This window comes from Pirellulales bacterium (assembly GCA_035546535.1).
Lineage (GTDB): Bacteria > Planctomycetota > Planctomycetia > Pirellulales > JACPPG01 > JACPPG01.
This window is the reverse complement of sequence record DASZWQ010000012.1, coordinates 24,214-47,337: the sequence shown is the minus strand read 5'-3', so window position 1 is coordinate 47,337 and position 23,124 is coordinate 24,214. Positions and strand designations below refer to the sequence as shown.

17 protein-coding genes are annotated in these 23,124 nt (G+C 62.4%); 13 read left to right on the top strand and 4 right to left on the bottom strand.

Annotation, left to right across the window (positions count from 1 at the left end; translation table 11 throughout):
- Window positions 1-29: 29 nt before the first annotated feature.
- Together VHD36_01215 and fabF are read left to right on the top strand one after the other, a co-directional pair.
- The gene (locus VHD36_01215; GenBank protein ID HVU85909.1) at window positions 30-578 is read left to right on the top strand and encodes a 3-hydroxyacyl-ACP dehydratase FabZ family protein; all 549 of its coding nucleotides are present in this window, start codon (window positions 30-32) and stop codon (window positions 576-578) included.
- Between the two features lie 31 nt (window positions 579-609).
- Complete coding sequence (gene fabF, locus VHD36_01210; protein ID HVU85908.1) at window positions 610-1,893, top strand: beta-ketoacyl-ACP synthase II; 1,284 nt, start codon at window positions 610-612, stop codon at window positions 1,891-1,893.
- A gap of 368 nt (window positions 1,894-2,261) precedes the next feature.
- Here fabF and VHD36_01205 read toward each other — a convergent pair whose 3' ends face one another.
- Window positions 2,262-2,648 (bottom strand): hypothetical protein, encoded by a 387-nt coding sequence (locus VHD36_01205; protein HVU85907.1) that lies wholly within the window; start codon window positions 2,646-2,648, stop codon window positions 2,262-2,264.
- Window positions 2,649-3,358: 710 nt separating this feature from the next.
- On the opposite strand from VHD36_01205, the gene VHD36_01200 reads away from it, so the two are divergent.
- The 6 genes from VHD36_01200 to VHD36_01175 all read left to right on the top strand — a co-directional run bounded on the left by VHD36_01200 (window position 3,359) and on the right by VHD36_01175 (window position 12,859).
- Entirely contained in the window at window positions 3,359-4,654 is a 1,296-nt protein-coding gene (locus tag VHD36_01200) for a parallel beta-helix domain-containing protein (protein ID HVU85906.1), read from the top strand.
- Between the two features lie 44 nt (window positions 4,655-4,698).
- Window positions 4,699-5,775 carry an SO2930 family diheme c-type cytochrome gene (locus tag VHD36_01195; GenBank protein HVU85905.1) on the top strand — a complete coding sequence of 359 codons (1,077 nt, stop codon included), beginning with the start codon at window positions 4,699-4,701 and terminating at the stop codon, window positions 5,773-5,775.
- Between the two features lie 100 nt (window positions 5,776-5,875).
- Entirely contained in the window at window positions 5,876-6,742 is an 867-nt protein-coding gene (locus tag VHD36_01190) for a metallophosphoesterase (protein HVU85904.1), read from the top strand.
- A gap of 287 nt (window positions 6,743-7,029) precedes the next feature.
- Window positions 7,030-9,027 (top strand): ABC transporter ATP-binding protein, encoded by a 1,998-nt coding sequence (locus VHD36_01185; GenBank protein ID HVU85903.1) that lies wholly within the window; start codon window positions 7,030-7,032, stop codon window positions 9,025-9,027.
- Window positions 9,028-9,633: 606 nt separating this feature from the next.
- Window positions 9,634-11,421, top strand: a complete 1,788-nt coding sequence (locus VHD36_01180) for a DUF1549 domain-containing protein (GenBank protein ID HVU85902.1) — start codon at window positions 9,634-9,636, stop codon at window positions 11,419-11,421.
- Window positions 11,422-11,587: 166 nt separating this feature from the next.
- On the top strand, window positions 11,588-12,859 hold the full coding sequence (locus tag VHD36_01175) for a DUF1501 domain-containing protein (GenBank protein ID HVU85901.1): 1,272 nt from the start codon (window positions 11,588-11,590) through the stop codon (window positions 12,857-12,859).
- A 419-nt stretch (window positions 12,860-13,278) separates the two neighbouring features.
- Here VHD36_01175 and VHD36_01170 read toward each other — a convergent pair whose 3' ends face one another.
- The 3 genes from VHD36_01170 to VHD36_01160 form a co-directional block, all read right to left on the bottom strand.
- The gene (locus VHD36_01170; GenBank protein HVU85900.1) at window positions 13,279-13,593 is read right to left on the bottom strand and encodes a nucleotidyltransferase domain-containing protein; all 315 of its coding nucleotides are present in this window, start codon (window positions 13,591-13,593) and stop codon (window positions 13,279-13,281) included.
- Window positions 13,594-13,715: 122 nt separating this feature from the next.
- A complete protein-coding gene (locus tag VHD36_01165; GenBank protein ID HVU85899.1) occupies window positions 13,716-14,432 on the bottom strand; it encodes a (Fe-S)-binding protein in 717 nt (238 codons plus the stop codon).
- 187 nt (window positions 14,433-14,619) lie between these two features.
- Complete coding sequence (locus VHD36_01160) at window positions 14,620-15,507, bottom strand: hypothetical protein (protein ID HVU85898.1); 888 nt, start codon at window positions 15,505-15,507, stop codon at window positions 14,620-14,622.
- Window positions 15,508-15,769: 262 nt separating this feature from the next.
- On the opposite strand from VHD36_01160, the gene speA reads away from it, so the two are divergent.
- From speA to VHD36_01135, 5 genes are all read left to right on the top strand, one after another.
- Window positions 15,770-17,689, top strand: coding sequence for a biosynthetic arginine decarboxylase (gene speA / locus VHD36_01155; protein HVU85897.1), 1,920 nt, complete (start codon window positions 15,770-15,772; stop codon window positions 17,687-17,689).
- Window positions 17,690-17,813: 124 nt separating this feature from the next.
- Complete coding sequence (locus VHD36_01150) at window positions 17,814-18,434, top strand: HAD family hydrolase (protein ID HVU85896.1); 621 nt, start codon at window positions 17,814-17,816, stop codon at window positions 18,432-18,434.
- Window positions 18,435-18,575: 141 nt separating this feature from the next.
- Window positions 18,576-19,670 (top strand): TIGR03009 domain-containing protein, encoded by a 1,095-nt coding sequence (locus VHD36_01145; protein HVU85895.1) that lies wholly within the window; start codon window positions 18,576-18,578, stop codon window positions 19,668-19,670.
- Between the two features lie 426 nt (window positions 19,671-20,096).
- Window positions 20,097-22,235, top strand: a complete 2,139-nt coding sequence (locus VHD36_01140) for an NfeD family protein (protein HVU85894.1) — start codon at window positions 20,097-20,099, stop codon at window positions 22,233-22,235.
- A gap of 181 nt (window positions 22,236-22,416) precedes the next feature.
- Window positions 22,417-22,992: an NfeD family protein gene (locus VHD36_01135; GenBank protein HVU85893.1), complete on the top strand. Its 576-nt coding sequence runs from the start codon at window positions 22,417-22,419 to the stop codon at window positions 22,990-22,992.
- Window positions 22,993-23,124: the final 132 nt, after the last annotated feature.

Here is a 23,124-nt window from a genome sequence, read left to right as displayed (position 1 = left end):
CTTAGGCTGCCAATTGCGAGTGATGCGTCATGCGCTGGATTTGGATCGACAAGTTCATCGAGTTCGAGAGTGGCCAGCGGGCCCGCGCGATCAAGAACATCTCCCTGGCCGAGGACCATCTGCACGATCATTTTCCCGGCGCGCCGATGATGCCCAATTCCTTGATCGTCGAGGGAATGGCGCAGACCGGCGGGCTGTTGATCGGCGAGCAGTTCGCATTCAAGAAGAAGGTGATCCTGGCGAAGATCACCAAGGCCACGTTTCATTTCCCGGCGGTGCCGGGGGACACGCTCACGTATACCGCGGTGCTCCAAGATGTCCGCGAGGATGGCGGCGTGGTTTCCGGCACCAGCCACGTCGGCAACCGGCTGCAGGCCGAGATCGATCTGGTCTTTGCCCACTTGTCCGACGATGGGCCCAAGCGATCATTCTTCGAGCCCAAGAATTTCGTCTTCACCCTCAAATTGCTGGGTGTGTTCGACGTGGGCACCGGCCCCGACGGCCAGCCGATCGAGCCGCCCGGACTGGCCCGGCTGCGCCAAAATCAGAATGGCCATCTGACGGACGTACACGGATAGTAGCGAAACGTCGTCGCAGGAGTCGTACGCCATGAGACGTAGAGTGGTAGTCACGGGTATCGGATGCGTCACGCCCTTGGGGACTGATGTCGACACGCTCTGGCGTAATCTGCGCCACGGCGAATCGGGCATCGGCCGCACCACGCTGTTCGACGCCAGCAACTTCCCGACGAAGATCTCGGCCGAAGTGCGCGACTGGAACGTGGGCGCCGTGGGCGAAGACCCCGAGCGCTGGAAGTACCAGGGCCGGCACACGCAATTTGCCGTGGGCGCCGCCAAGCAAGCCATGACCGCTTCCGGCCTGCTCGACTCGAACATCGACCCAGGGCGTTTTGGTGTCTACCTGGGCAGCGGCGAGGGGCAGCAAGACTTCGACCGCTTCACGCGCATGATGCTCAGCGCCATCGAAGGCGAGTCGCTCGACATTTCCAAGTTCACCCAGAAGGGACTCGAAATTCTCAATCCTCTCACCGAGCTCGAGCAAGAGCCGAACATGCCGGCCGGCCATCTGGCCAGCTTGTTCGACGCGCAAGGCCCCAACTTGAACTGCCTTACCGCCTGCGCCGCCAGTAGCCAGGCCGTGGGCGAGGCGGTCGAGATCATTCGCCGCGGCGAAGCCGATGCCATGCTCTCGGGCGGCACGCACAGCATGATTCATCCCTTCGGCGTCACCGGCTTTAACCTGCTGACGGCGCTGAGCACGCACAACGACGCGCCGACCAAGGCCTCGCGCCCGTTCGACATGAATCGTGACGGATTCGTGCTCGGCGAAGGGGCCGGCATGCTCGTGCTGGAAGAATTGGAACATGCCCGTCGCCGCGGCGCGCCGATTTTCGGCGAGATCGTCGGCTACGGCTCGACGGCCGATGCGTATCGCATCACCGACACCCATCCCGAGGGACGCGGGGCAGCCAAGTGCCTGCAAATGGCCTTGGGCGACGCACAATTGAATCTCGACGACGTCGATTACATCAACGCCCACGGCACCAGCACCGAGGTGAACGACAAGGTCGAATCGCTGGCCATCAAGCGCGTCTTCGGGGACCAGGCCTTTAAGATCCCGGTGTCCAGCACCAAGAGCATGATGGGGCATTTGATCGCCGCCGCGGGCGCGACGGAACTGATCGTGTGTCTATTGGCGATTCGCGACAACGTGTTGCCGCCCACGATCAACTACGAAACGCCTGATCCGGAATGCGATCTGGATTACGTGCCCAACCAGGCGCGCGAGGTGCGGTGCGACGTGGCGGCGTCGAACAGCTTCGGCTTCGGGGGCCAGAACATCACGCTGATCGCGTCGCGATTTTCGGATTAGAGTCGCGTCTCTTGTGTCAACCTTTCGGGATCGGCTCCGTCGGGCTGCGGGCGTGAGCGTGCGGTTCGCCTATTGTGCCGCAAACATAGCGACCGTCCGACGGGTGCCACTGGTGGCTTGTCCACCAGTGCCTTCTCGATGGAAGTACGCTCGATGCCGTGCGAGTCGTCGGCATGCAATGGCCACGTTGCCCGTGGCATGGCTGGTGTAATTACACTGGTGGGCAAGCCACCAGTGGCACTCCCGTGGAGGCTTGCCTGAGGTGTGCCAGAACCGGCGGCGCGCAAAAAACAGGGAGACACTCCGCGGCGCCGTAGCGCTGGCAGAGTGTCTCCCGTTAGTCCCCCCGACTAATTCTCTTTGGTCGCTTACGGGCCGATACCGCGCGGATTGCTCGCGAGGAAATCGCGTGGGCCGCGCGTCGTGTAGTACGGATAGGTGACGGCCCCCGAGGGCGGCCCGGCGAAAGCCGACTCATCGTACGGTCCACTGCCCGTGGCCCGAGCGCACCCTGGCGAGCAATCGCCAGGTCCGCAACCGCCGGGACCACATCCTCCTCCGCAAGCCCCCGGCCCACAGCCAGGTCCGCAAGTGCCGCCTGGGTTGTATTGCTGGTAGCATCCGCCCGGATACGGTCCGCATTTACCGCAGCAGGCTGCGCAGCCGCCGTGGCCAAAGATCCGGTCGAACAAGCAGCAGCCGGAACTCGAGCTGACGAGCGCCGCCAGACTGACGGCCAAAAGTAACCTCTTCATTTGCCAAAATTCCTTTTTCGCTCGGATCACCACCAACGCCCCCGGTCGACGGCGGTCGGCGATCCTCTCCAGCGATCCGTTAGCAGCGTGCGACCGATCGGTTTTGATCGGCCGCAGCTGCAATCCCCCCCGGGAAATTTCTCAATGCGGCGCCCGGCAGTGAACGGCCCGGATGACCACGGCTTCTGCTTCGCCACTGCGGGCGAGCCATCCGCCGGGACCGGCAATCGTTCGATTGTCTGGGGCGCCGCCAAGATTGTTTGGCGATTCGGCCCTTGCTGCGTCGGCAGCAGGACCGTCTACCCAGGCTTATCGGCCCGCAGGAGCGGCAAAATCGAGCAAATCCTCACGATCCGCAGGCCTGTTGCGGGCGGAAAAGTCTCTGCAGGCCGCGGCTTCGGAGGCTTCTTGCCCGGCCGGAGCATCTGATCGTCGTATCCGGCGAGTGCCGGCGAGGTCCGAAGCTGGGAGACCGGGGACACGGCCTCGAACACGGCCGGCTGAATGGGGGCGGCGGAGCGGATTTCCGCTGTTGAGCCTTGCCAGCAAACGCCTTTCTAGGACCGTGGCCCCATGTCTATAATGAGGCGGCGACGCGTCCCGGGGGGCAGCGCCGCGTGATCTGGTAGCTCGCGTCAAGTGGCGGTCGCGGGCCCGGGTCGAATTCTCGCCTCGGTTTTTGCAATCTGCTTCGGCTAAGGAGACTTATCGTGCGCGCAACGCTGTTTTCCGCCGCAACCCTGCTGGTTGCCACTACCCTCGTCGCCGGCTGCAGCCACGCGCCGAGCGCCAAGAAGCCGGCCGCCAACAACGTCACCCGCATCGAGGTTGGACCCGACGCCCAGAAGCGCGCTCAAACCGCTTTAATCAACGCCAAGCCGCAGTCGGTCATCGAGTTCGGCGAAGGCAAATTCGATTTCAACGCCACCCTGTCGCTGGAGGACGTGAGTCACGTCACGATTCGCGGTCAGGGGCCGGATAAGACCATTCTCAGCTTCGCCAAGCAGCAGCAGGGCACGGGCGGCGAAGGACTACGTATCAAGTGCCCCGAGGACGTGCTGATCGAGGATCTGGCCGTCGAGGATTGCAAAGGGGACGCCATCAAGGTGCAGGACACGACCCGCGTCGCTTTCCGTCGCGTGCGTGCTGAGTGGACCGGCGGCGCCAAGGAGACCAACGGCGCTTACGGCTTGTATCCCGTGCTCTGCAAGGACGTGCTGATTGAAGATTCCGTAGCGATCGGCGCTTCGGATGCGGGCATCTACGTGGGCCAGTCCGAGAACATCATCGTCCGCCGCAATCGCGCCGAAAAGAACGTGGCCGGCATCGAGATCGAGAACTCGATCAATGCCGACGTCTATGAAAACGTGGCCACCGACAATGCCGGCGGCATCCTGGTCTTCTCGCTTCCCGACCTGCCGAAGAAGGACGGACGCGGCTGCCGCGTGTTCGATAACAAGGTCGAGGGGAACAACCACGAGAATTTCGCTCCCAAGGGAAATATCGTGGCGACCGTTCCGCCCGGCACCGGCATGATGCTGATGGCCAACGACCAGGTGGAGTTCTTCGGCAACACGGTCGAGAACAACAACAGCACGGGCTTGTTGGTCGTCAGCTACCTGATCAACCAGAAGCCGATCAAGGACGAGAAGTACGATCCCTACTGCGAGGCGGTCTACATCCACGACAACAAGTTCGCCAAGAACGGCGAAAATCCGGGCGGCGACCTGGGCGGCATCCTTGGCAAGATCCTGGGAACGCCGTTTCCGGATATCATGTATGACGGTATGCGCGACGAGAAGAAGCTGGTCGACGGCAACCTGCCCGAGGACAAGCGCATTCGCATCCGCAATAACGGGGATGCCAGCTTCGTGAATTTCGATGGCGGTGCGTTTACCCCGGCGAACGTGCTGGCGAACAAGAAGCCGAACATTGTCCGCGAGCTGACGGATTACGAAGGCGAGCTCACGGCTCTGAAGCCCGTCGCCATCGCCGGCGTGAAGTGAGCGCAAACGTGTGCCGATTCTGTTCGTTCTCTGCGCGAAGCGGCGTGTGCCTTTTGCTCGGTTGGCTGGCGCTGCTGGCAAGCGGCTGCGGTCGTGCTTCGCCCGCACCAGAAGTGCCAGCCGCGCCGGAAAAACTTTCGGCGTATGGGCTGTTCACGGGCAACGGCGCCACGCAAGAACCGGTCGAGGGAGTCATTCCCTACGATCTGAACACGCCGCTGTTTTCCGACTACACGTCGAAGCATCGCTTCGTCAAGCTGCCCAAGGGAACCAGCGCCAAGTACAGCGCTAATGAGTCGTTCGACTTCCCGGTAGGCACGATCATCGCCAAGACGTTCGCCTATCCGGTCGACATGCGCAAGCCCGAGCTGGGCGAGCGGCTGCTGGAGACACGCATCTTGCGGCACGACGCCGAAGGTTGGGTCGGTTTGCCGTACATCTGGAACGCCGACCAGACCGAGGCGCTACTCGACGTGGCCGGCGGCACGGTCGACGTCAGTTGGATTCACACCGACGGCAGCGAGCGAAAGAACAACTACATCATCCCCAACGCCAACCAGTGCAAAGGGTGCCACAAGCAGGGCGAGACGATGACGCCGCTGGGTCCCAAGGCGCGGCACCTGAACCGCGACTTCGCGTATGCCGACGGCGCTGAGAACCAACTGGCCCATTGGACGCGCACGGGCGCCTTGACCGGCGCACCTGCTCCCGACGCCGCCCCGCGGCTGGCCGTGTGGGATGATCCGCACTCGGGCACGCTCGACGAGCGGGCCCGCGCCTGGCTGGAAATCAATTGCGCTCACTGCCACAATCCGGCCGGACCGGCCAGGAATTCGGGCCTGGACCTGCTGGCCTCGCAGACGAATCCCACGGCCTGGGGCTTCATGAAGTCGCCGGTGGCGGCCGGGCGCGGCTCGGGCGGACTGTCGTACGACATCGTGCCGGGCAAGCCCGAGGAGTCGATTCTGGCATTTCGCACCGGTTCGACCGATGCTGGGATCATGATGCCCGAGCTCGGCAAACGGCTCGTACACGAAGAGGGTTTGGCGCTGGTGCGGGAGTGGATCGCTGCTATGTCGCCCGCAGACGGCAAGCCTCGCGGGGGCGCGGGGAGCGATTGATTGGGGGGCAGATTCTTTGCGGCGCTTGCAGCCTCCGCCGCGACACGATTTCCAGGGCAGGTTTATCGCGGTCCCGACTCCTCTTGTTATGCTGTGATACATGGTCGCGAGCATCGAGTACATCGAAGGAATCATCGCCACATACAAGAGGGCGACGAAAGCCAACCTGGAAACACCCACGCGCGACGGCAACGTGGTCGTGTTGTCGGCCGAGGTCGGCGACGACGTGATGATCACGGCCGACTTGCACGGTAATCGGCGAAATTTCAACGCCATCAAGCGCATCGCGGATCTCGAGCATAATCCGCGCCGGCACCTGATTATGCAGGAAGTCTGCCACGGTGGGCCGACCTACCCCACCAACAACGGCGACATGTCGCACGGCATGCTCGAAGACGTGGCCAAGCTGAAGGCCACTTATCCCGAGCGCGTGCATTTCATCATGTCGAACCATGAACTGGCCGAGCTGACCGACTACCCGATCCTCAAAGCCAAGCGGATGTTGAACCTGATGTTCCGCCTGGGCTTGCAAGAGATGTACGGCGCGGCGACCGAGAAAGTGCGCGAGGCGTACGTCGAATTCTTGCGCAGCTGTCCTTTGGGGGTACGGCTGCCGGGCGGGGTGTTCGTATGTCATAGCCTGCCCGAGCAGGTCGAGCTGCGCGGCTTCGACGCGACGATCTTGAAACGTCCGCTCGAAGCGCTCGACCTGAAGGAGAACGGCGACGTGTTCCGCATGGTGTGGGGGCGCGATTACCGCCCGGAGAACGCCAAGGCCTTCGCCAAGAAGGTCAACGCCACGATCTTGATCCACGGGCATGAGCCGTGTGCGAACGGCTTTGGCGTGCCCAACGACACGCAGATCATTCTCGATTGCTGCAGCGACCTGGCGACGTATCTGTTGGTGCCGCTGGATCGGACGTTCGGCCATGACGAGCTGGTGGGGCGGATCAAACGGCTGGCGTAGCTTCTTGGACGCTAGCGCCGGACGCGGCGTGAAGCAGTGGCAAAATTCATCCGCAGTGTTCATGCCTTCGGGTGCCGCTCGGGCGGCATGAACACTGCGGATCGCATTTTTCCCTCCTTCAACGGCGGCAAGCGCTGCTGCTAGCACGCTGCTGCAAGCGATCTTGGCCCGTTTTTGCGCTTCTGCTACAAGGTGCGGCTTGAATTGCCGCTTTCGGATCGGCCCTTCGTGCGGATCCGTGGCGATTGTCGGGTCAATCGGTTCCTTCACGTGCAGGGGGTTCAGGGATGAACAACTTTGCCAGGGCGCTGCGCCTTACGCTGCGGCACCGCTGGACGTTTGCAGCCTCGGTCGTGTGCGCCTTGGGCGTGGCCGTGTTGTGGGGCGGCAGCATCAGCACCATCTATCCGTTCATCGCCGTCGCCTTGGAAGGCAAATCGCTGCACGAATGGGCTGACCGGTCGATCGATCTTTCCAACAAACGCATCGCCAGCCTGGAAGCCGAGATCGCGCGCTGCGATGCCGAGCTGAAGGCCGAGCCGGGAGACAAAGAAGCCGGGCTGCATCGCGACAAAAGCCGTGCCGAGCAACAACTCGCAGCCGAAGAGCGAGCGCTCGCGCGCAACGAATGGCTGAAAGCAAACATCATCGGCCCCTACCTGCCGCGCGACGCCTTTCAAACCGTGGTGATCGTGGCGGGCCTGCTGGTGATTAGCACGCTGCTGAAATGCATCCTGTTGATCATCAACTCGATACTCGTGTCGCGGGTCGTGCAGTTGGCAATTTTCGATCTCACCAAGACGTTCTACCGGCACACCCTCCGCATGGACCTCGCGCATTTCAATGCCGAGGGGGCCAGCGACCTGATGAGCCGGTTCACCTACGACACCGAATGTCTGGCCAACGGGCTGCGCGAACTGTTCGGCAAGTTCGTGCGCGAGCCGCTGAAGATGATCGCCTGCCTGGCGGGAGCGGCCTGGATCAGTTGGCAGCTATTGCTCTTGTCGATGCTATTGGCGCCGCTGGCGGCCGTGAGCATTAACGCCTTGTCCAAGGCGCTCAAGCGGGCCAATCGCCGGGCGATGGAGGAAATGTCGCAGATCTACAGCACGCTCGACGAAACGCTGCAGGGAATCAAGGTCGTAAAGGCGTTCACCATGGAACGCTATGAGCGGCGACGCTTCCACCTGAACAGCAAAAAGTTCTATCACAAGTCGATGCGGATCGCCCGCTACGACTCGCTCACCCGGCCGCTCACCGAAATCCTGGGCATCTCGACGATTTGCGTCGCGCTATTGGCCGGAGCGTACCTGGGCATCAACCAGAAGACGCATTTGTTCGGCATCAAGATGAGCGAGCGGCCGCTGATGATCGAGCCTTTGATCGTGTTCTTCGGCCTGCTGGCGGGGGCGAGCGACCCGGCCCGCAAGTTGTCCGAAGTCTATAGCCGCATCCAGCGCGCCAGCGCCGCGGCCGATCGGATTTATCAGCTCATCGACCGGCGCCCCAGCGTCGTCGACCCGGTCCAGCCTGTTCCGCTGGCCCGGCATCGTCGCGAGCTGGTGTTCGAGGGCGTGCAGTTCCATTACGCGCAAGGCCATCCGGTGCTGCAGGACATCAACCTGCGGATTGGCTTCGGCGAAACGATCGCGATCGTCGGTCCCAATGGCTGTGGCAAGACGACCCTGGCCAATTTGATTCCGCGCTTTTACGACCCGATCAAGGGGCACGTGCGGATCGACGGCGTCGATCTGCGCGACGCGCGGCTCTCGGACATTCGCTCGCAGATCGGGCTGGTGACGCAGGAGACGCTGCTGTTCGACGACACCGTCTACAACAACATTTGCTACGGCTCGCCGCAGGCCACGCCCGCCCAGGTGAGGGCCGCGGCCCAGCAGGCCCACGCCCAGTTCATCGAAACGAAGCTTACCCACGGCTACGAGACCGTGGTCGGGCCGCGGGGGAGCCTGCTTTCCGGCGGGCAGCGACAGCGGATCGCCCTGGCCCGCGCGATCATGCGCGACCCCAGCCTGTTGATCCTGGACGAAGCCACGAGCCAGATCGACGTGGAAAGCGAGCAGTTGATCCACAAAGTGCTCGAGCAGTTCATTCGCAATCGCACGACCGTCATCATCACGCACCGGACCGCCACCTTGGCCCTGGCGGATCGGATCGTGGTCATGCAAGGGGGGCGGATCCTCGACGTCGGCACGCACGACGAACTACTACGAAGATCGGAATTGTACGGTCGGCTCTACAGCGCGCAGTTCAGCGAAGCCGCCTGACGGTAATCCGCGAGCCCAGGGCGCTCGGCGAGTCGCCTCATCCGAGGCGCGAATGCCCCCCGCCCAGTCATCTGGCACGGTGTTTGCTTTACGACGGCATCGTGTGTTCGAGAGCGATGCTTTTCCAAGCTATCGAAGAGGCTCGGAACAGAGCATAGCAACGGGGCCGGTTCGAGAAGAGGTCAGGGGCGCAAACGGTAATGCGGTAAATGTTGGGTGAGCACCAACCAGATGCAGGGTCGCGCAAGCCCTAAAATCCAACTTCGGCCGGTAAGCGAGGCACCGGCGACCTACCGCTAAAACTAACGAGTCGAGAACCTCCTAAGGGCAGACGGTTCTCGACTCGTTCCGTTTGTATCTTGTATCGTTTTCGTACATGTGTTGCAAAACGATACACTTTGGACTGTTTCGTTTTGGGAGGATTGAGGCCAAACTTATCCCGCTTAGCCTCGTCGGAATCAAAAAATCAAAAAATTTTTCGACCGGTTTCGGAATGGTGACCGACGGCGTCACCGGGCTTAGAATCGAGCGTGTGCGGTGGTTGTTCGACCGCGATTTTCTAGCTGTATTCCACCAATTCTGCGGGCAGCAGGGATCGGTTCTGCCTTGGCCACTCAACCCACCAACTGCAAGTGCGCTGCAGTCGCGGGACTGCTCCTTCTAGCTTTCGGAAGTGCTCTGGCCTCGGCCGCCGACAAGACGACGAGCCGAACGATCCCTGTCGCCGCAACCGCGACGGCTGCCGATCGAGTCGAGAAGGCCGACGGCAAGCTCGAAGCACCCGCGGAACCCTCCAGCCGTACGACCGACGCCGAGATCATCGCCGGGATCGACGCCGCGATTCGCCAAGGTTGGAAAGACGCGGGCATCAGCGCTTCGCCCGTCGCTACCGACGGTGAGTGGTGCCGGCGCGTGTACCTCGACGTGCTCGGTCGTATCCCCACGGTCGATGAATTAACGGCCTACGCCGCGAGCAAAGAAAAAGGGGCCGCCAAGCGACGGGCTCTGGTCGAGAAGCTGCTCGAGTCGGACAAGTACACCGAAGAATACGCCCGCAACTGGACGGCCATCTGGACCAATCTGCTGATTGGTCGTCCGCCGGCGCAGCGCGATCGGCGTCGGCTGGTGAACCGCGAAGGTATGCAGCAGTACCTGCGGCGCTCGTTCTTGAAGAACAAAAGCTACGACGCGATGGTGTCGGAACTGGTCAGTGCCACCGGCTGCAGCAAGCCGGGCGAAGAGAACTACAACGGCGCGGTGAACTTCCTGCTCGACAATCTGCAGGAAAACGCGGCCACGGCCACGGCCAAGACCGCTCGTTATTTCCTCGGCCTGCAAGTGCAATGCACGCAGTGCCACAACCACCCGTTCAACGAATGGAAGCAGGATCAGTTCTGGGGCATGAACGCCTTCTTCCGGCAGACGAAGGCACTGCGGACGTTCGGCGGGCGCAATCAGGAAGTCGACTTTGCGCGGCTGGAGAACGAAGACTTCGCCGGCGAGAGCAATAAGAACCCCAAGGAAGCGGAAATCTATTTCGAGCTGCGCGATGGTACGACCAAGGTGGCGTACCCGACGTTCGTCGACGGAACGCAAATCAATCGCAGCGGCTACGCCGACGAAGTGAATCGCCGCGAAGAGCTGGCCAAGCTGATCGTCCGCAGCGAATACCTGGGCAAGGCAATCGTCAATCGCATGTGGGCCCACTTCCTGGGCTACGGCTTCACCAAGCCGATCGACGACCTGGGGCCGCACAACGCCGCGTCCCATCCCGAGTTGCTCGAGACCCTGGGGCGCGAATTCTCGGCGCATGGCCATGACCTGAAGCAGCTCATCCGCTGGATTACGCTCAGCGAAGCGTATTCGCTGTCGAGCAAGATGGGTAGCAAGAACAAGCGCGACGATCCAGCCCTGGGCGAGAAACCGCTGTTCAGCCACTTCTACCTGCGGCAGATGCGGGCCGAGGAGTTGTACGAATCACTCCTCGTGGCCACCGAGGCGGACAAAACCAAGGGCACCTTCGAGCAGCAGGAAAAGACCAAGGGAACCTGGCTCGAACAATTTACCATCGCTTTCGGCACCGATGAAGGAGACGATACAACGACCTTCAACGGCACGATTCCGCAGACGCTGATGATGATGAACGGCGATCTGATTCAGAACGCCACGAAGGACGAGCCCGGCAGCTTCTTGTACAAAGTGGCCAATAGCAACATGCGGCCGAACCAGAAGATCGACGTGCTGTATCTGTCGGCCCTGGCTCGCAAGCCCACGGCGGGCGAAATGCAGATGGCCAACGCTGTGGTGGCGGCTCGCGGCGGCGACGGGATGGCCGCCCTGCAAGACATCTGGTGGGTGTTGCTCAACAGTAATGAATTCATTTTGAACCACTAAGCAAACACGTCCGCGAATTCAAAAAAGAGGAGGATTGCCACAGAGTTCACCGAGCACACAGAGAGATTTTCGCCCTGCACGTTTTTCGCGCTTTCCCTCTCTGTGATCTCTGAGCCCTCGGTGGCAAATCCTTCCGGGTATTTGCCAAAGACTAACGGAGACCGCCATGAATCGCCTCTTCCGCACGCCGGCAGGTATGACGCGACGTCACTTCCTCGAGCATCTGGCGGGCGCCTCGGCTCTGGCCATACCGGCGATCAACTTCACCAACTCGCTGGCGGCGAGTACCAAGGACCTGAAGCGGCGCCACAAGGCGGCGATTCTGTTGTACATGGGGGGCGGTCCCAGCACGATCGACATCTGGGACATGAAGCCCGGCGCGCCCACCGGCGGCAGCTTCAAGCCCATCTCGACCACCGGCGACATGCAAATCTGCGAGCACCTGCCGATGATGGCCAAGCAGATGAAGCACCTGTCGATCGTCCGTTCGATGAGCACGCGCGAAGCGGATCATACGCGCGGCCGGTATTACATGCATACCGGCTACGTGCCGAACCCCACGATCGAGCACCCGGGCTACGGCTCGGTCGTCAGCCACGAGCTGGCCAACCACATCAGCGACTTGCAGATTCCGCCGTTTGTCTCTGTCGGTGGCGGCAGCGTGGGACCCGGCTTCTTGGGCATGACGTACGCGCCGTTCGTCGTGGATTTCAACGGCGACGTGAAGAACGCGGCCACTTCGCTCAAGGAAGACCGCCTGGCCCAGCGGATGGAAATGCTGGCCTCGATCGAAAAGAGCTTCATCGGGCAGAATCGCGGCGAAGCGGCCGTGGACCATGCCAAGGTCCTGGAAAAGACCGTCACCCTCTTCACTAGCAAGCAGATGGGGGCCTTCAAGATCAACAACGAAACCGCCAAGGTGCGCGACGCTTACGGCCGCAACGGCTTTGGTAACGGCTGCCTGATGGCGCGCCGGCTGGTCGAAGAAGGCGTACCGTTCGTCGAAGTCGATTTCGGCGGCTGGGACATGCACAACAACGTCTTTACCGGCCTGGAGCGGCAGCTCGGCATCGTCGACAAGGCCATGAGCACGCTCATCCAGGATCTCGACGAGCGTGGGCTGCTGCAAGACACCGTCGTCCTGTGGATGGGAGAATTCGGTCGCACGCCGCGCATCAACGGCACCGCCGGCCGCGATCATTGGGCGCGCAGCTGGAGCGTGGTCGTCGGCGGCTCGGGCATCAAGGGGGGCACGACGGTCGGCGCCACGAACGAAGACGGCACCGAAGTCACGACCGATCCCTACAAGAGCGAGGATCTGATGGCCTCGGTCCTGAAGGCCTTGGGCATCTCGCTGGAAACCACCTTCACCAGCAAGAACAACCGCCCGATGAAGATCGCCAACAGCGGCCGCGTGATCAAAGAGCTGTTCGCGTAAGGTACGTCGAGAATGGCGTCGGCAAGATCACGAACCGCCCGCCTCGCGGCGGTAATATACGCCGCAATTTCGGTTGCATTCGTGTTCGCGGGCGTACTATGGATTATTTACCTCTACGCATTCGCTTCGATGGTCGGTCCATCGCTGGGGCGAGCCGCTCGATTTCGGTTGATCGCCAGTAAACTGTTTCTCGATGCGGACGTGCTATTCGCTGTAGCATCGGGACTAGCTGTCTCTGCGATCGGCGCCTGGATGCTTGTAGATGCGGTCAAAAAAGCTTCGTCGAAGTAGGTAGTTGCGGCATGCTGAAACTTATGCGGGAGAGCGACACCCAGTTGGCGCCGAGGTCGTCTCGGCTAGTGGTTTGAGCGCGTGTAACTGCCTTTCTCGCCTGTTCGAGCATGTGCCGCAATCGCGATTCATCGCGGCTGGCTGTCAAAGAGCACCTGGGCCTGCGCAATAACGCGATCGCGGAACTCGCGATTCAGCGAGCCAGTAGTATGCAGGTCGACCTTATGCCCTTCAAAAAGAGGGCTCAAGTCAACCTCTAACATGCCGAGTCCCACAAAGCCAGGCGTGCGCCCAGCCTCGTATTCGACGACCAAATCGACGTCGCTTTCCGCGCAAAATCTCTGGGAAAGCGCCGAACCGAACATCAACAGTCGTCGCACATGATGTCGACGGCAAACGTCATCGATCGCCTGGATTGGGATGACAAGATGGTCGGTAAGCATAGGAGCCAGATTCCGAAAATCTTGGGACATGCGTGGTCCGGCGGCCTCTCGAACGTCGCCCTTAATTCTACGACACGCGTCGGGCGGCGGCGACCATCGTAGGGTCTACTGAACACGCCGCCCTACCGCCGCCCGAGGATTTCGGCCAGGTGCAGGACCTCGGTTTTATGCCCGAGGCGGCGCATGCGGCCGCCGATGTTCATCAGGCAGCCGGCGTCGGTCGACACGACGGCATCGGCGCCGGTGGCCGTGATGCAGTTCACTTTGTCGGTGACCATGGCGGTCGAGATCTGCGGATAGCGGACCGAGAACGAACCGCCGAAGCCGCAGCACTGATCTTGCCGTTCGATGCCGACGTAGGTCAGCCCTTCGACGCGGTTGAGCAGTCGCTCGACTTCACCGGCCAGGCCCAGCCCACGCAAATGGCAGGCATAGTGATAGGCGACCTTGCCCTGGTACCGCGCCCCCACATCCTCGACGCCCAAGAGGTTCACGAGCAGGTCCGCCAGCTCGAAGGTGCGGCTGGCCAGTTCCTTGGCCCGCTCGTGCCAGCGATCGTCTTCGGCGAGCAGGTGCGGAAATTCAACTTTCACCATCGCCGCGCACGAGCCGGAGGGAACGACGACGATCCGCTCGCTGTCGAAGACATCGATCGTGCGCTTGGCTTGTTCGCGCGCGAGATCCGCGAATCCGGAGTTGTAAAACGGCTGGCCGCAGCAAGTCTGGTCGGCGGGAAAATCGACTTCATGCCCCAGCCGCCGCAACAGGCGTACAGTGGCCTGACCGACCTCGGGCCGGAGTACGTCTCCCAGACAAGTGACGAACAAAGACAGCTTCATGTCGGCCCAATCGTAACAGCCGAGGGCCGGGCACGAAACCAGCGGACGAGACAAAATCGATCGTGCGGCGCGGTCGGTGGCGACGATTTCAGAATGCAAGAACTTGTCACCAAGATCACTGAGGGAATGTCGTTTGATTTAACGGCTCTTACCTCGGTGTCCTCGGCGGCCTCTGTGGCTTTCTCAATTACGTTGTTTTAAGCATGCGGTCGAGCGACTCGAGCGCCGCGGCCCAGGATGGCCGCTCTTCGCTGTACGTGCGCCACCAGCGATCGAGGGTCGCGGCCTGGTCGTCGGCATCCTCGGGCTTCACGCCTTGCCAGGCACGCAGCGCCAGCGCGATCGTAGGAATGTCGAACGCCGCCAGCTCGACCCATTCCGCGGCCGCGAGCGCCGGCATGAGCGTGGCCACGGCCACGAGCCGGGACAATTTAGAGGGTGCGATGCCCGAGGCGGCGCCGAGCGCATCGCTTCCCAAGCGTGCCACCAGCCAGCCGAGCCGGACGACCTCGGGGAGCGCGGCGTGCGGGTTGGCCAGCACCGCCTCAATGGCGACCGCGTGTTCTGACGCATAAGCCTCGCCTCCGCCACCGGCGATCGGCGGAACGGCATAAACGAGCGCCCGCTGGACAATGACCGCGGGCTCGGTGAACCGGCGAATCGCGGCCAAATGGCCCGGCCCGCGGGCTTCCCACAACTCGCGGAGCGGCCCGGTGCGCAACGTCAACTCTCGAACGGCGTCCGGTCGCGCGCGATCGAAGGCCTGGCGAACGTCGCGAAGGGCGCCGGCCAGTCGGGCGACCATTTCCTCAGTTGGACGAGTGCCCGTCATGTGCCCCACGATCTGGTCGGCCAGATCGTGGTCATTCTCCGTTGTGCCCGCCAGTGGCACCGCATGCCGCCAGAACGCAGGTTCGGCGAGTCCTGCTGCGCTCATGCCTGCCAAGAGCTTTTCGACCGGCGGCGCGAGCGCCTGGGCCAGACGTGAGTCGGTAAGCACCTGGCCGCGCGCAACCGCCGCAGCGGCGTACAAGGCACTGACCGCGCCGCTGGCAAGCCAGTTGATTTCAGTCACGACGGAAAATCCTCGGCATCGCTTGGCGCGCTGGCGCAGGCGGAATGACAGCCGCCAGACTATCCAGAATTCACACCATGTATAGCGTTTTTCGAGAGCACGGCCCGTTCCGCGCCTGGGCAACCGGCCGCGCGACACGCTCTCGGCGCGCGGCCCAAGCGGCGATTCTCGCCGCCGGCCGGCGCGATTCGCCTCGACGCTGGGGCAAAGTCGTATAAGATACGATATTCGTGTCGATTTCTCAGTCGGGAGCCAACTATCGATGCTGGACCAGCAGGTAAAGCCGTGGGCCGTGTCCGACGCCGTGGATGTTTACGAGGTCGGACGTTGGGGAGCGGGCTATTTCTCCGTCCATCCGTCGGGCCACCTGCACGTGCATCCCACGAAGGATCCGAACCGGTCCATCGATCTTAAGGAACTGATCGACTCGTTGCAGCTGCGCGGCATCGACCTGCCGATCCTGGTCCGCTTCGCCGACGTGCTCAAGCACCGGCTGAGCGAGATTCATTCCGCTTTCGCCCAGGCGATGAAGGATCATCAGTTCAAGGGCAACTACTTCTGCGTCTACCCGATCAAAGTGAATCAGCAGCGGCAAGTCGTCGAAGAAGTGCTGAACTTCGGCAAGCCGTTCAATTTCGGGCTCGAGGCGGGCTCCAAGCCCGAGCTGTTGGCCGTGGTGGCGCTGGCTTCGAACGACACGCCGATCATCTGCAACGGCTTCAAGGATGCCGAGTTCATCGAGATGGCGATGCTCGCGCAGAAGATCGGTCGCCGCGTGATCCCCGTCGTCGAGAAGTACACCGAGTTGGGCTTGATCCTCGATTACGCCGCCAAGGTCGGCGTGCGCCCCAACATCGGCATGCGCGTGAAGCTGGCCGCCAAGGCCGGCGGGCGCTGGCAAGGCTCGGGCGGATTCCGCTCGAAGTTCGGACTGACCGTGACCGAGATCCTCCGCGCGCTCGACGAGCTCAAAGAGCGCGGCATGCAGGATTGCTTCAAACTGCTGCACTTTCATCTCGGCAGCCAGATCCCCAATATCCGCCACATCAAGCAGGCGCTGAACGAAGCGGCCCGCGTCTACACCGAGCTTTATAGCCGCGGCGCGGGGCTGGAATACATGGACGTCGGTGGCGGGCTGGGCGTCGATTACGACGGTTCGCAGACGAATTTCGAGTCGAGCGTCAACTACTCGCTGCAGGAATACGCCAACGACGTCGTCTACCACATTCAAAGCATTTGCGACGACGCCAACGTGCCGCATCCGACGATCGTTTCGGAAAGCGGACGTGCGATCGTTGCCTATCACAGTGCGCTGATCTTCAACGTGCTGGGCGTGTCGGGACTGGGCGAAAGCGATGTTCCCAGCGAGCCGCCGGCCGATGCCGAGCAGCCGATCGTGGACCTGTATGGCGCGCTCAATAATCTCAACGCCCGCAACCTGCTGGAGAGCTATCACGACGCGCAGCAGGCGCTCGATATGGCCATGAACCTGTTCAGCGGCGGCTACTTGTCGATCGATCAGCGCAGCCTGGCCGAGAACCTGTTCTGGGCCATCTGCCGCAAGATGCAACGGCTCGTGCGGCAGTTGGATTTCGTGCCCGAGGATCTGCTCGGGCTTGATGCCCTCTTGAGCGAGACTTACTTCTGCAACTTCTCGCTGTTTCAGTCGATGCCCGACAGTTGGGCGATCAAGCAATTGTTCCCGGTAATGCCGATTCACAGGCTGAATGAACAACCCATGCATCATTCGGTGCTGGGGGACATCACCTGCGATTCGGACGGCAAGATCGATTCCTTCATCGATCGCCGCGACGTGAAGCGCACGCTGCCGTTGCACTCGTTCAATGGCGAGCCCTACTTCCTGGGCGCGTTCCTGCTGGGCGCCTACCAGGAAATCCTGGGCGATATGCACAACCTGTTCGGCGATACCAATGCCGTACACGTCAGCCTGAACGACAATGGCGAGGTGGTGCTGGAAACCGTGATCAAGGGAGATACGGTCCGCGAGGTGCTCGATTACGTCGAGTGGGATCCGAATGACCTGGTGCGGCAGTTCCGCACCGACGTCGAGATGGCGGTGCGCGAGAATCGTCTCGATTTCCAGCAGGCCGGCCGTTTGATCCGCTTCTACGAAGAAGGGCTGCAGGGCTACACGTACCTGGAAGACGCCCGCGATCCCTAGCGCTTCGTCCACACTTTCAGAGCCGGTTACTAGCCCGAAGCGCGAGCGAGGGTGGGAAAAGCGGAAAAACCCTCGCTGGCGCTTCGGGCTAGTGTCAGAATGACAGTCCGACTAAGCAATCGGCATGGTGCGCACCAGTCCCAGTTTGTCCGTCCGCGGCGTGATCTTTGATCTCGATGGCACGCTCGTCGATTCGGGCCTCGATTTCGATGCCATGCGCCGCGAGATGGGGCTGCCGCCGGGCCAACCGCTCTTGGAAGCGATCGAATCGTTACCGGAGCAGGAAGCGCAACGCTGCCAGGCGATTCTCGCCCGGCACGAATGGGAAGGCGCGAATCGGGCCACGTTGATGCCGGGCGTGGCGGACTTTCTCGGCACGCTTGCTGAGCGTGGCGTGCATCGGGCCATCTTCACCCGCAACGCGCGCGACGTCGTATTAGCGACGCTTGCGCGGCTGGCGCTCGATTTCGACACGGTCGTGGCCCGTGAGGACGCGCCGGCCAAGCCCGACCCTACCGCGGTCTGGCAAATCTGCGCGGCCTGGCAATTGGCGCCCTCGGCCGTGGCGCTTATCGGCGACTTTCGCTTCGACATCGAGGCGGGCAATCGCGCGGGCGTGCGCACCGTGCTCTACACAGCCGGCGCCGAGCCCTTGCCGGCGCACGGCGCGCTCGACGCGGACTATTGTTTGCGCAGCTTCGAGGATGCTGGCAACCTGCTAGCGTGGCTGGCCGAACCGCTCTAGGTCCCTTCGCCCAAGGCTGTTAGAATCCCCGCCCATTAATGGATGCTCTGGGGCACTCGCGGCATGCGCGGTTCTGCGCCGCGAGTCGGTCTAGGGCCACGGCCGACAAATTCGCTGCTGCCGATTCATAAGGGACGTCGAATGATGCTCGCCTTGCGCAAGACGATCGTGGGACTGCTGGTGGGAGCGGCGTTTGTGATTTCACAATCGTTCGCGGCCGGGCAAGACGCTCCGTCGAGTGCGCCGCCCGCTACGCCACCGCGAGTACAAACGCCCGCGACGGGCACTCCGCGACGTCCCGCGGCGCAGCCTCCTTCGGCGGCGCTGCATCAACCGGCAGCCTCCCGGCCAGCAGCGACGGCGGCCGGCGGCAAGCCTGGCGTGCCGCGCACCGGGCCCGTGCAGCAGGCTCAGCATCAGCAGGCGCAACCGCAGAAGCAGCCACCTCAACAGCCGCTGCCAGGTCCCAAATTGTCGCCGGCCGAGCAGGCCGAGTTGGACCAAATCCTCGTGAGCTGGGAACAACAGAGCGACAAGATCAAGACACTATCGACCCCCTTCACGATGTTCGAGTACGACATGGTGTTCGGCCCCAAGGCCGCGCCCGGCCAGCCTCCTGAGCCGAAGCGCGTCTGCGAAGGGACGATCCACTTCGCCGCGCCGGACAAGGGCTCGTACCAGATGACCAAAGGGGGTGAAGAGCGCTGGATGTGCGATGGCAAGGCGATCTACGAGTTCGACACCAAGCAGCGCAAGCTCAAGGAGTACCGGCTCCCCGAACAACTGCAGGGCAAGGCGATCACCAATGGGCCACTGCCGTTCGTGTTCGGCGCCAAGGCCGAGACCATGAAGCAGCGTTACGTGATGCGCGTCCTGCCGCCGCCTGACGAAACGAAGCAGATCCTCATCGAAGCCTGGCCGCGCTGGCAGCAAGACGCGGCCAACTTCCACCACGTGCAGGTCATCCTGGACAAAAAGACGATGCTTCCCGCGGCGCTGCGCCTGTACGATCCCAATCCGCAGATGTACAAGGTTTATACCTTCGACGGAACGAAGGTGAACGGCGCCTGGGACCAGATCAAAAGCTTCTTCAATCGTCCCACGACGCCGATCGGCTGGCAGCACGTCGTCGAGGAACCGCCGGCCGAGGCACTCCCGCCCAGCCAGCCGCCGCCGCCCACGGCTGATGCCCGGGCCAAGGCCGCTCCGCCAAGGGCGCCCGCGGTCAAGAAGTAAGTCGCGACGATCACGAATCGCGCGTTGTGGTGACTTTGGCTTTCGTCGCTTACAAAGGTGACCCGCGGTCGCTCGACGGCGCTTCGTCGGTAACACGGCGCTCCCGAAGAGCCTTGCGCCATAAATCTTTACTCGCGCGCGGCACCGCGGCGCGGTGCAGGGCCCGGTCCGGCGAATTGACTCGACCCACCGGTGCCCTATAATCTACCGTTGCCAAAGGCCAAAGTGCGTAACTACTTACGCTGCTTTGGCGTAACACTTTGTGCGCGGCAAGCCATGGGATCGTGGTCCTTCGAACGGAGTTCGCCGAGACGTCGTTGCCCTGGGCATCAGGGAACGGGGCTTGGGGTCTTAGCTGTTCTGGCAGACGGCTCACAGAGTCCGGCCGCGCTGACCGCTCTGGCGATTTGGGCAAACGCGGCAATTTTGGTCGGCTTGCTCGCCAGTGGCCCTGCACGCGCCGATGAAGAAGGTGCGAAACCGCTCGATAATCCTCCCGCCGCGGCTGCGGCAGCCCCCGAGCGACGCGTCGGCCGGATGGTGCGCATCCAGATGCCCATCACCGACAAGGTGGACAATCAGATTCGCCGCGTCGTTGAGTCGGTGCTGACCGAGACGAAGCGTGCCGGCCAGTGGCCCGTTTTCATTTTCGAGATCGAGCCCGGCCGGGCGAACTTCGGCCAGGCGTATGATCTGGCGAACTTTTTGTCCGGTCCCTCTCTCAACGGCGCCACGACCGTGGCCTGGATTCCCAAGACGATCACCGGTCACGCGGTGCTCTTGGCCATGGCGTGCGACGAGATCGTGATGAGCCCGGACGCCGAGATCGGCAAGGCCGGCGAATATGAAAAGGTAATCGAGCCGTCGGTGCGCAACGCCTATGTCGGGATCGCCAATCGGCGCATGAACATACCGAGCGACGTGGCGCTTGCGCTTTTGGATCCGGCGGTCGAGTTGGTGATGGTCGAGACGGACGTCAGCCGCGAATACGCTCTGACCTCGCGGCTGGACGAACTGCGTAAGCAAAAGTCGTTCGAGAAACCGAAGGTCATCAAGCCCGCCGGTCAGCCGGGAATCTTCACGGGCAATCGAGCTTGGGAATTGGGGTTTGTGAAAAGTCTGGCCAGCGACCGTGCCGAAGTGGCCAAGGCACTCGGCCTGCCTCGCGAAGCGGTCGAGGCCGATCCATCGCTCGACGGCGCCTGGCGGCCGGTGCGCATCGACGTCAAAGGACCGATCACTTCGAAGCTCGCCGAGCAAGTTCAGGCGCTGATCCAGAACGAGATCAAGGATCGCGACACGAATTTCTTCTGCCTGTGGATCGATTCCGATGGCGGCTCGGCGACCGACAGCGTGAATTTGGCCAATTTTCTCTCGAACCTCAACCCGGCCGAGCGGCGCACCGTGGCGTACATCCCGCGCGCGGCGCGCGGCGATTCCGCCTTCATTGCCCTGGCCGCCGATCAGATCGTGATGAATCCCACGGCGGTGCTCGGCGGGCAGATGGCCATGTACGTCAGCGATGACGAAGCGAAGCTCATCGCCGGTTCGCTCAGAGAAATCGCCAAGCGCAAAGGGCGCTCGCCGGCCGTGGCCGCTGCCATGGTCGATCCGGCCGTGACCGTGTACCGGTATACGCGATTGCGCGACGGGCTGGTGGATTACTTCACGCCCGAGGACGTGGCCGCGCTGGCGGACGCCGACGGATGGCAACAGGGGGTCCAGATCGGCCGGCATGGCCAGGCGCTCGAATTGACTGGTGAAGATGCCGCGCAGTACGGCGCAGCGCGCTTTCTGGCGCGGGATTTTGAAGATTTCAAAGGCCATTACGGGCTGGAAGGCGATCCGGCGCTGGTCGAGGCCAGTTGGGCTCATGTTCTGATCGACGCATTGAATTCGCCGGGCGTGAGCTGGCTCTTGCTGGTGATCGGCGCGGCGGCTTTGTATGCCGAGTTGCAGGCTCCCGGGATCGGCCTGGGAGGATTAATCTCCGCGTTGTGCTTCATGTTGTATTTCTGGATCGCTTATCTGGGCGGTTCGGCCAACTGGCTCGAGGTGCTGTTGTTTCTGGCGGGCGTCGTGTGCCTGATGCTGGAAATCTTCGTGTTGCCGGGCGTGGGAATTTTTGGGCTCGCCGGAGGATTGCTGGTGATCGTCTCGCTGGTCTTGGCCAGTCAGACGTTCGTGCTGCCGCGCAACGCGTACCAGGTGAGCCAATTGCGCAACAGCTTGATTTTATTGACGACGGCCGGCGCGGGCGTCGTGGCCTTGGCCGTGCTCATTAACCGCTACTTGCCGCACGCTCCGATGTTCAATCGCATGATGCTGGCGCCCCCCACGCCTGAGGAGCTGTCGGTCATCAATCGGCGCGAGGCGGTCGCGCGGTTCGAGCATCTGCTGGGTCGGGAGGGCAAGACAACGACCCCCTTGTTACCCAGCGGCAAGGCCCAAATTGGCGACGAGTTGGTCGACGTGATCGCCGACGGCGAGGTCATCGAGCGGAATCGCTCGGTGCGGGTCGTCGAGGTGCGGGGCAATCGCGTACTGGTTCGCCAGGTGGGGTAAATCCGGCCGTTGCTCCCGTGCCGGAATCGGAGCAATCTGCCAACGTGCCACTTCGGCTGCCAGGCGGATTGTTCCGGTGCCTGTAATTTTTTCCTATGCTGGTACTGAGCCGTTAGCACGCTTTGAACGACGCAATGCCAATGGGCCCACGGGCCCACGGGCCGCCGGTTTGAGTAAGAACATGGATTACCTGGCTTGGGCAGCCATTCTGTTGGCCATCGGCTTGATGCTGGCCATGCTCGAGGTGTTCGTGCCCTCGGGCGGTCTGCTGGGCTTTCTGTCGTTCTTGTCGATGCTGGCCGCGGTGTACCTGGCCTTTCGACATGGGCCGTGGTCCGGCGTCGGCATGCTCGGCGTGGCCGTGTTCGCGGTGCCGGCCGGCTTGATCCTTGCCCTGCAATGGTGGCCGAGAACGCCGCTGGGTCGTCGTATCTTGCTGCCGCTCCCCAGGGGGGACGAAGTCCTGCCCGACAGCGACAAGCGGCGCAATCTCAAGTCGCTGGTGGGCAAGATCGGCAAAGCCCGCACGCTGATGCTTCCCAGCGGCGCGATCGACATCGAGGGCGCGATCGTCGATGCGTTGAGCGAAGGCATGGCGATCGAAGCCGGCAGTTGGGTGAAAGTGATCGAAGTGCGCGGCACCCGCGTGGTTGTCCGCCCCACCGACGAGCGCCCGCAGGCCGACGATCATCCGGCCGAGTTGGACCAATCGATCGAATCGATCGGGCTGGACCCGTTCGAAGACCCGCTCGCGTAACAGCGGGCGGCATCGCTATTTCGGTCGATTTTCGTGATTGCGGGCCGATGAGCCAAGTCCGGCGCGGGGCTTGTTTTCCGGGTGCCCGTGCCGCGCAGGCCACCGGCCCCCTCCCGCACCCAAATGCGCCGC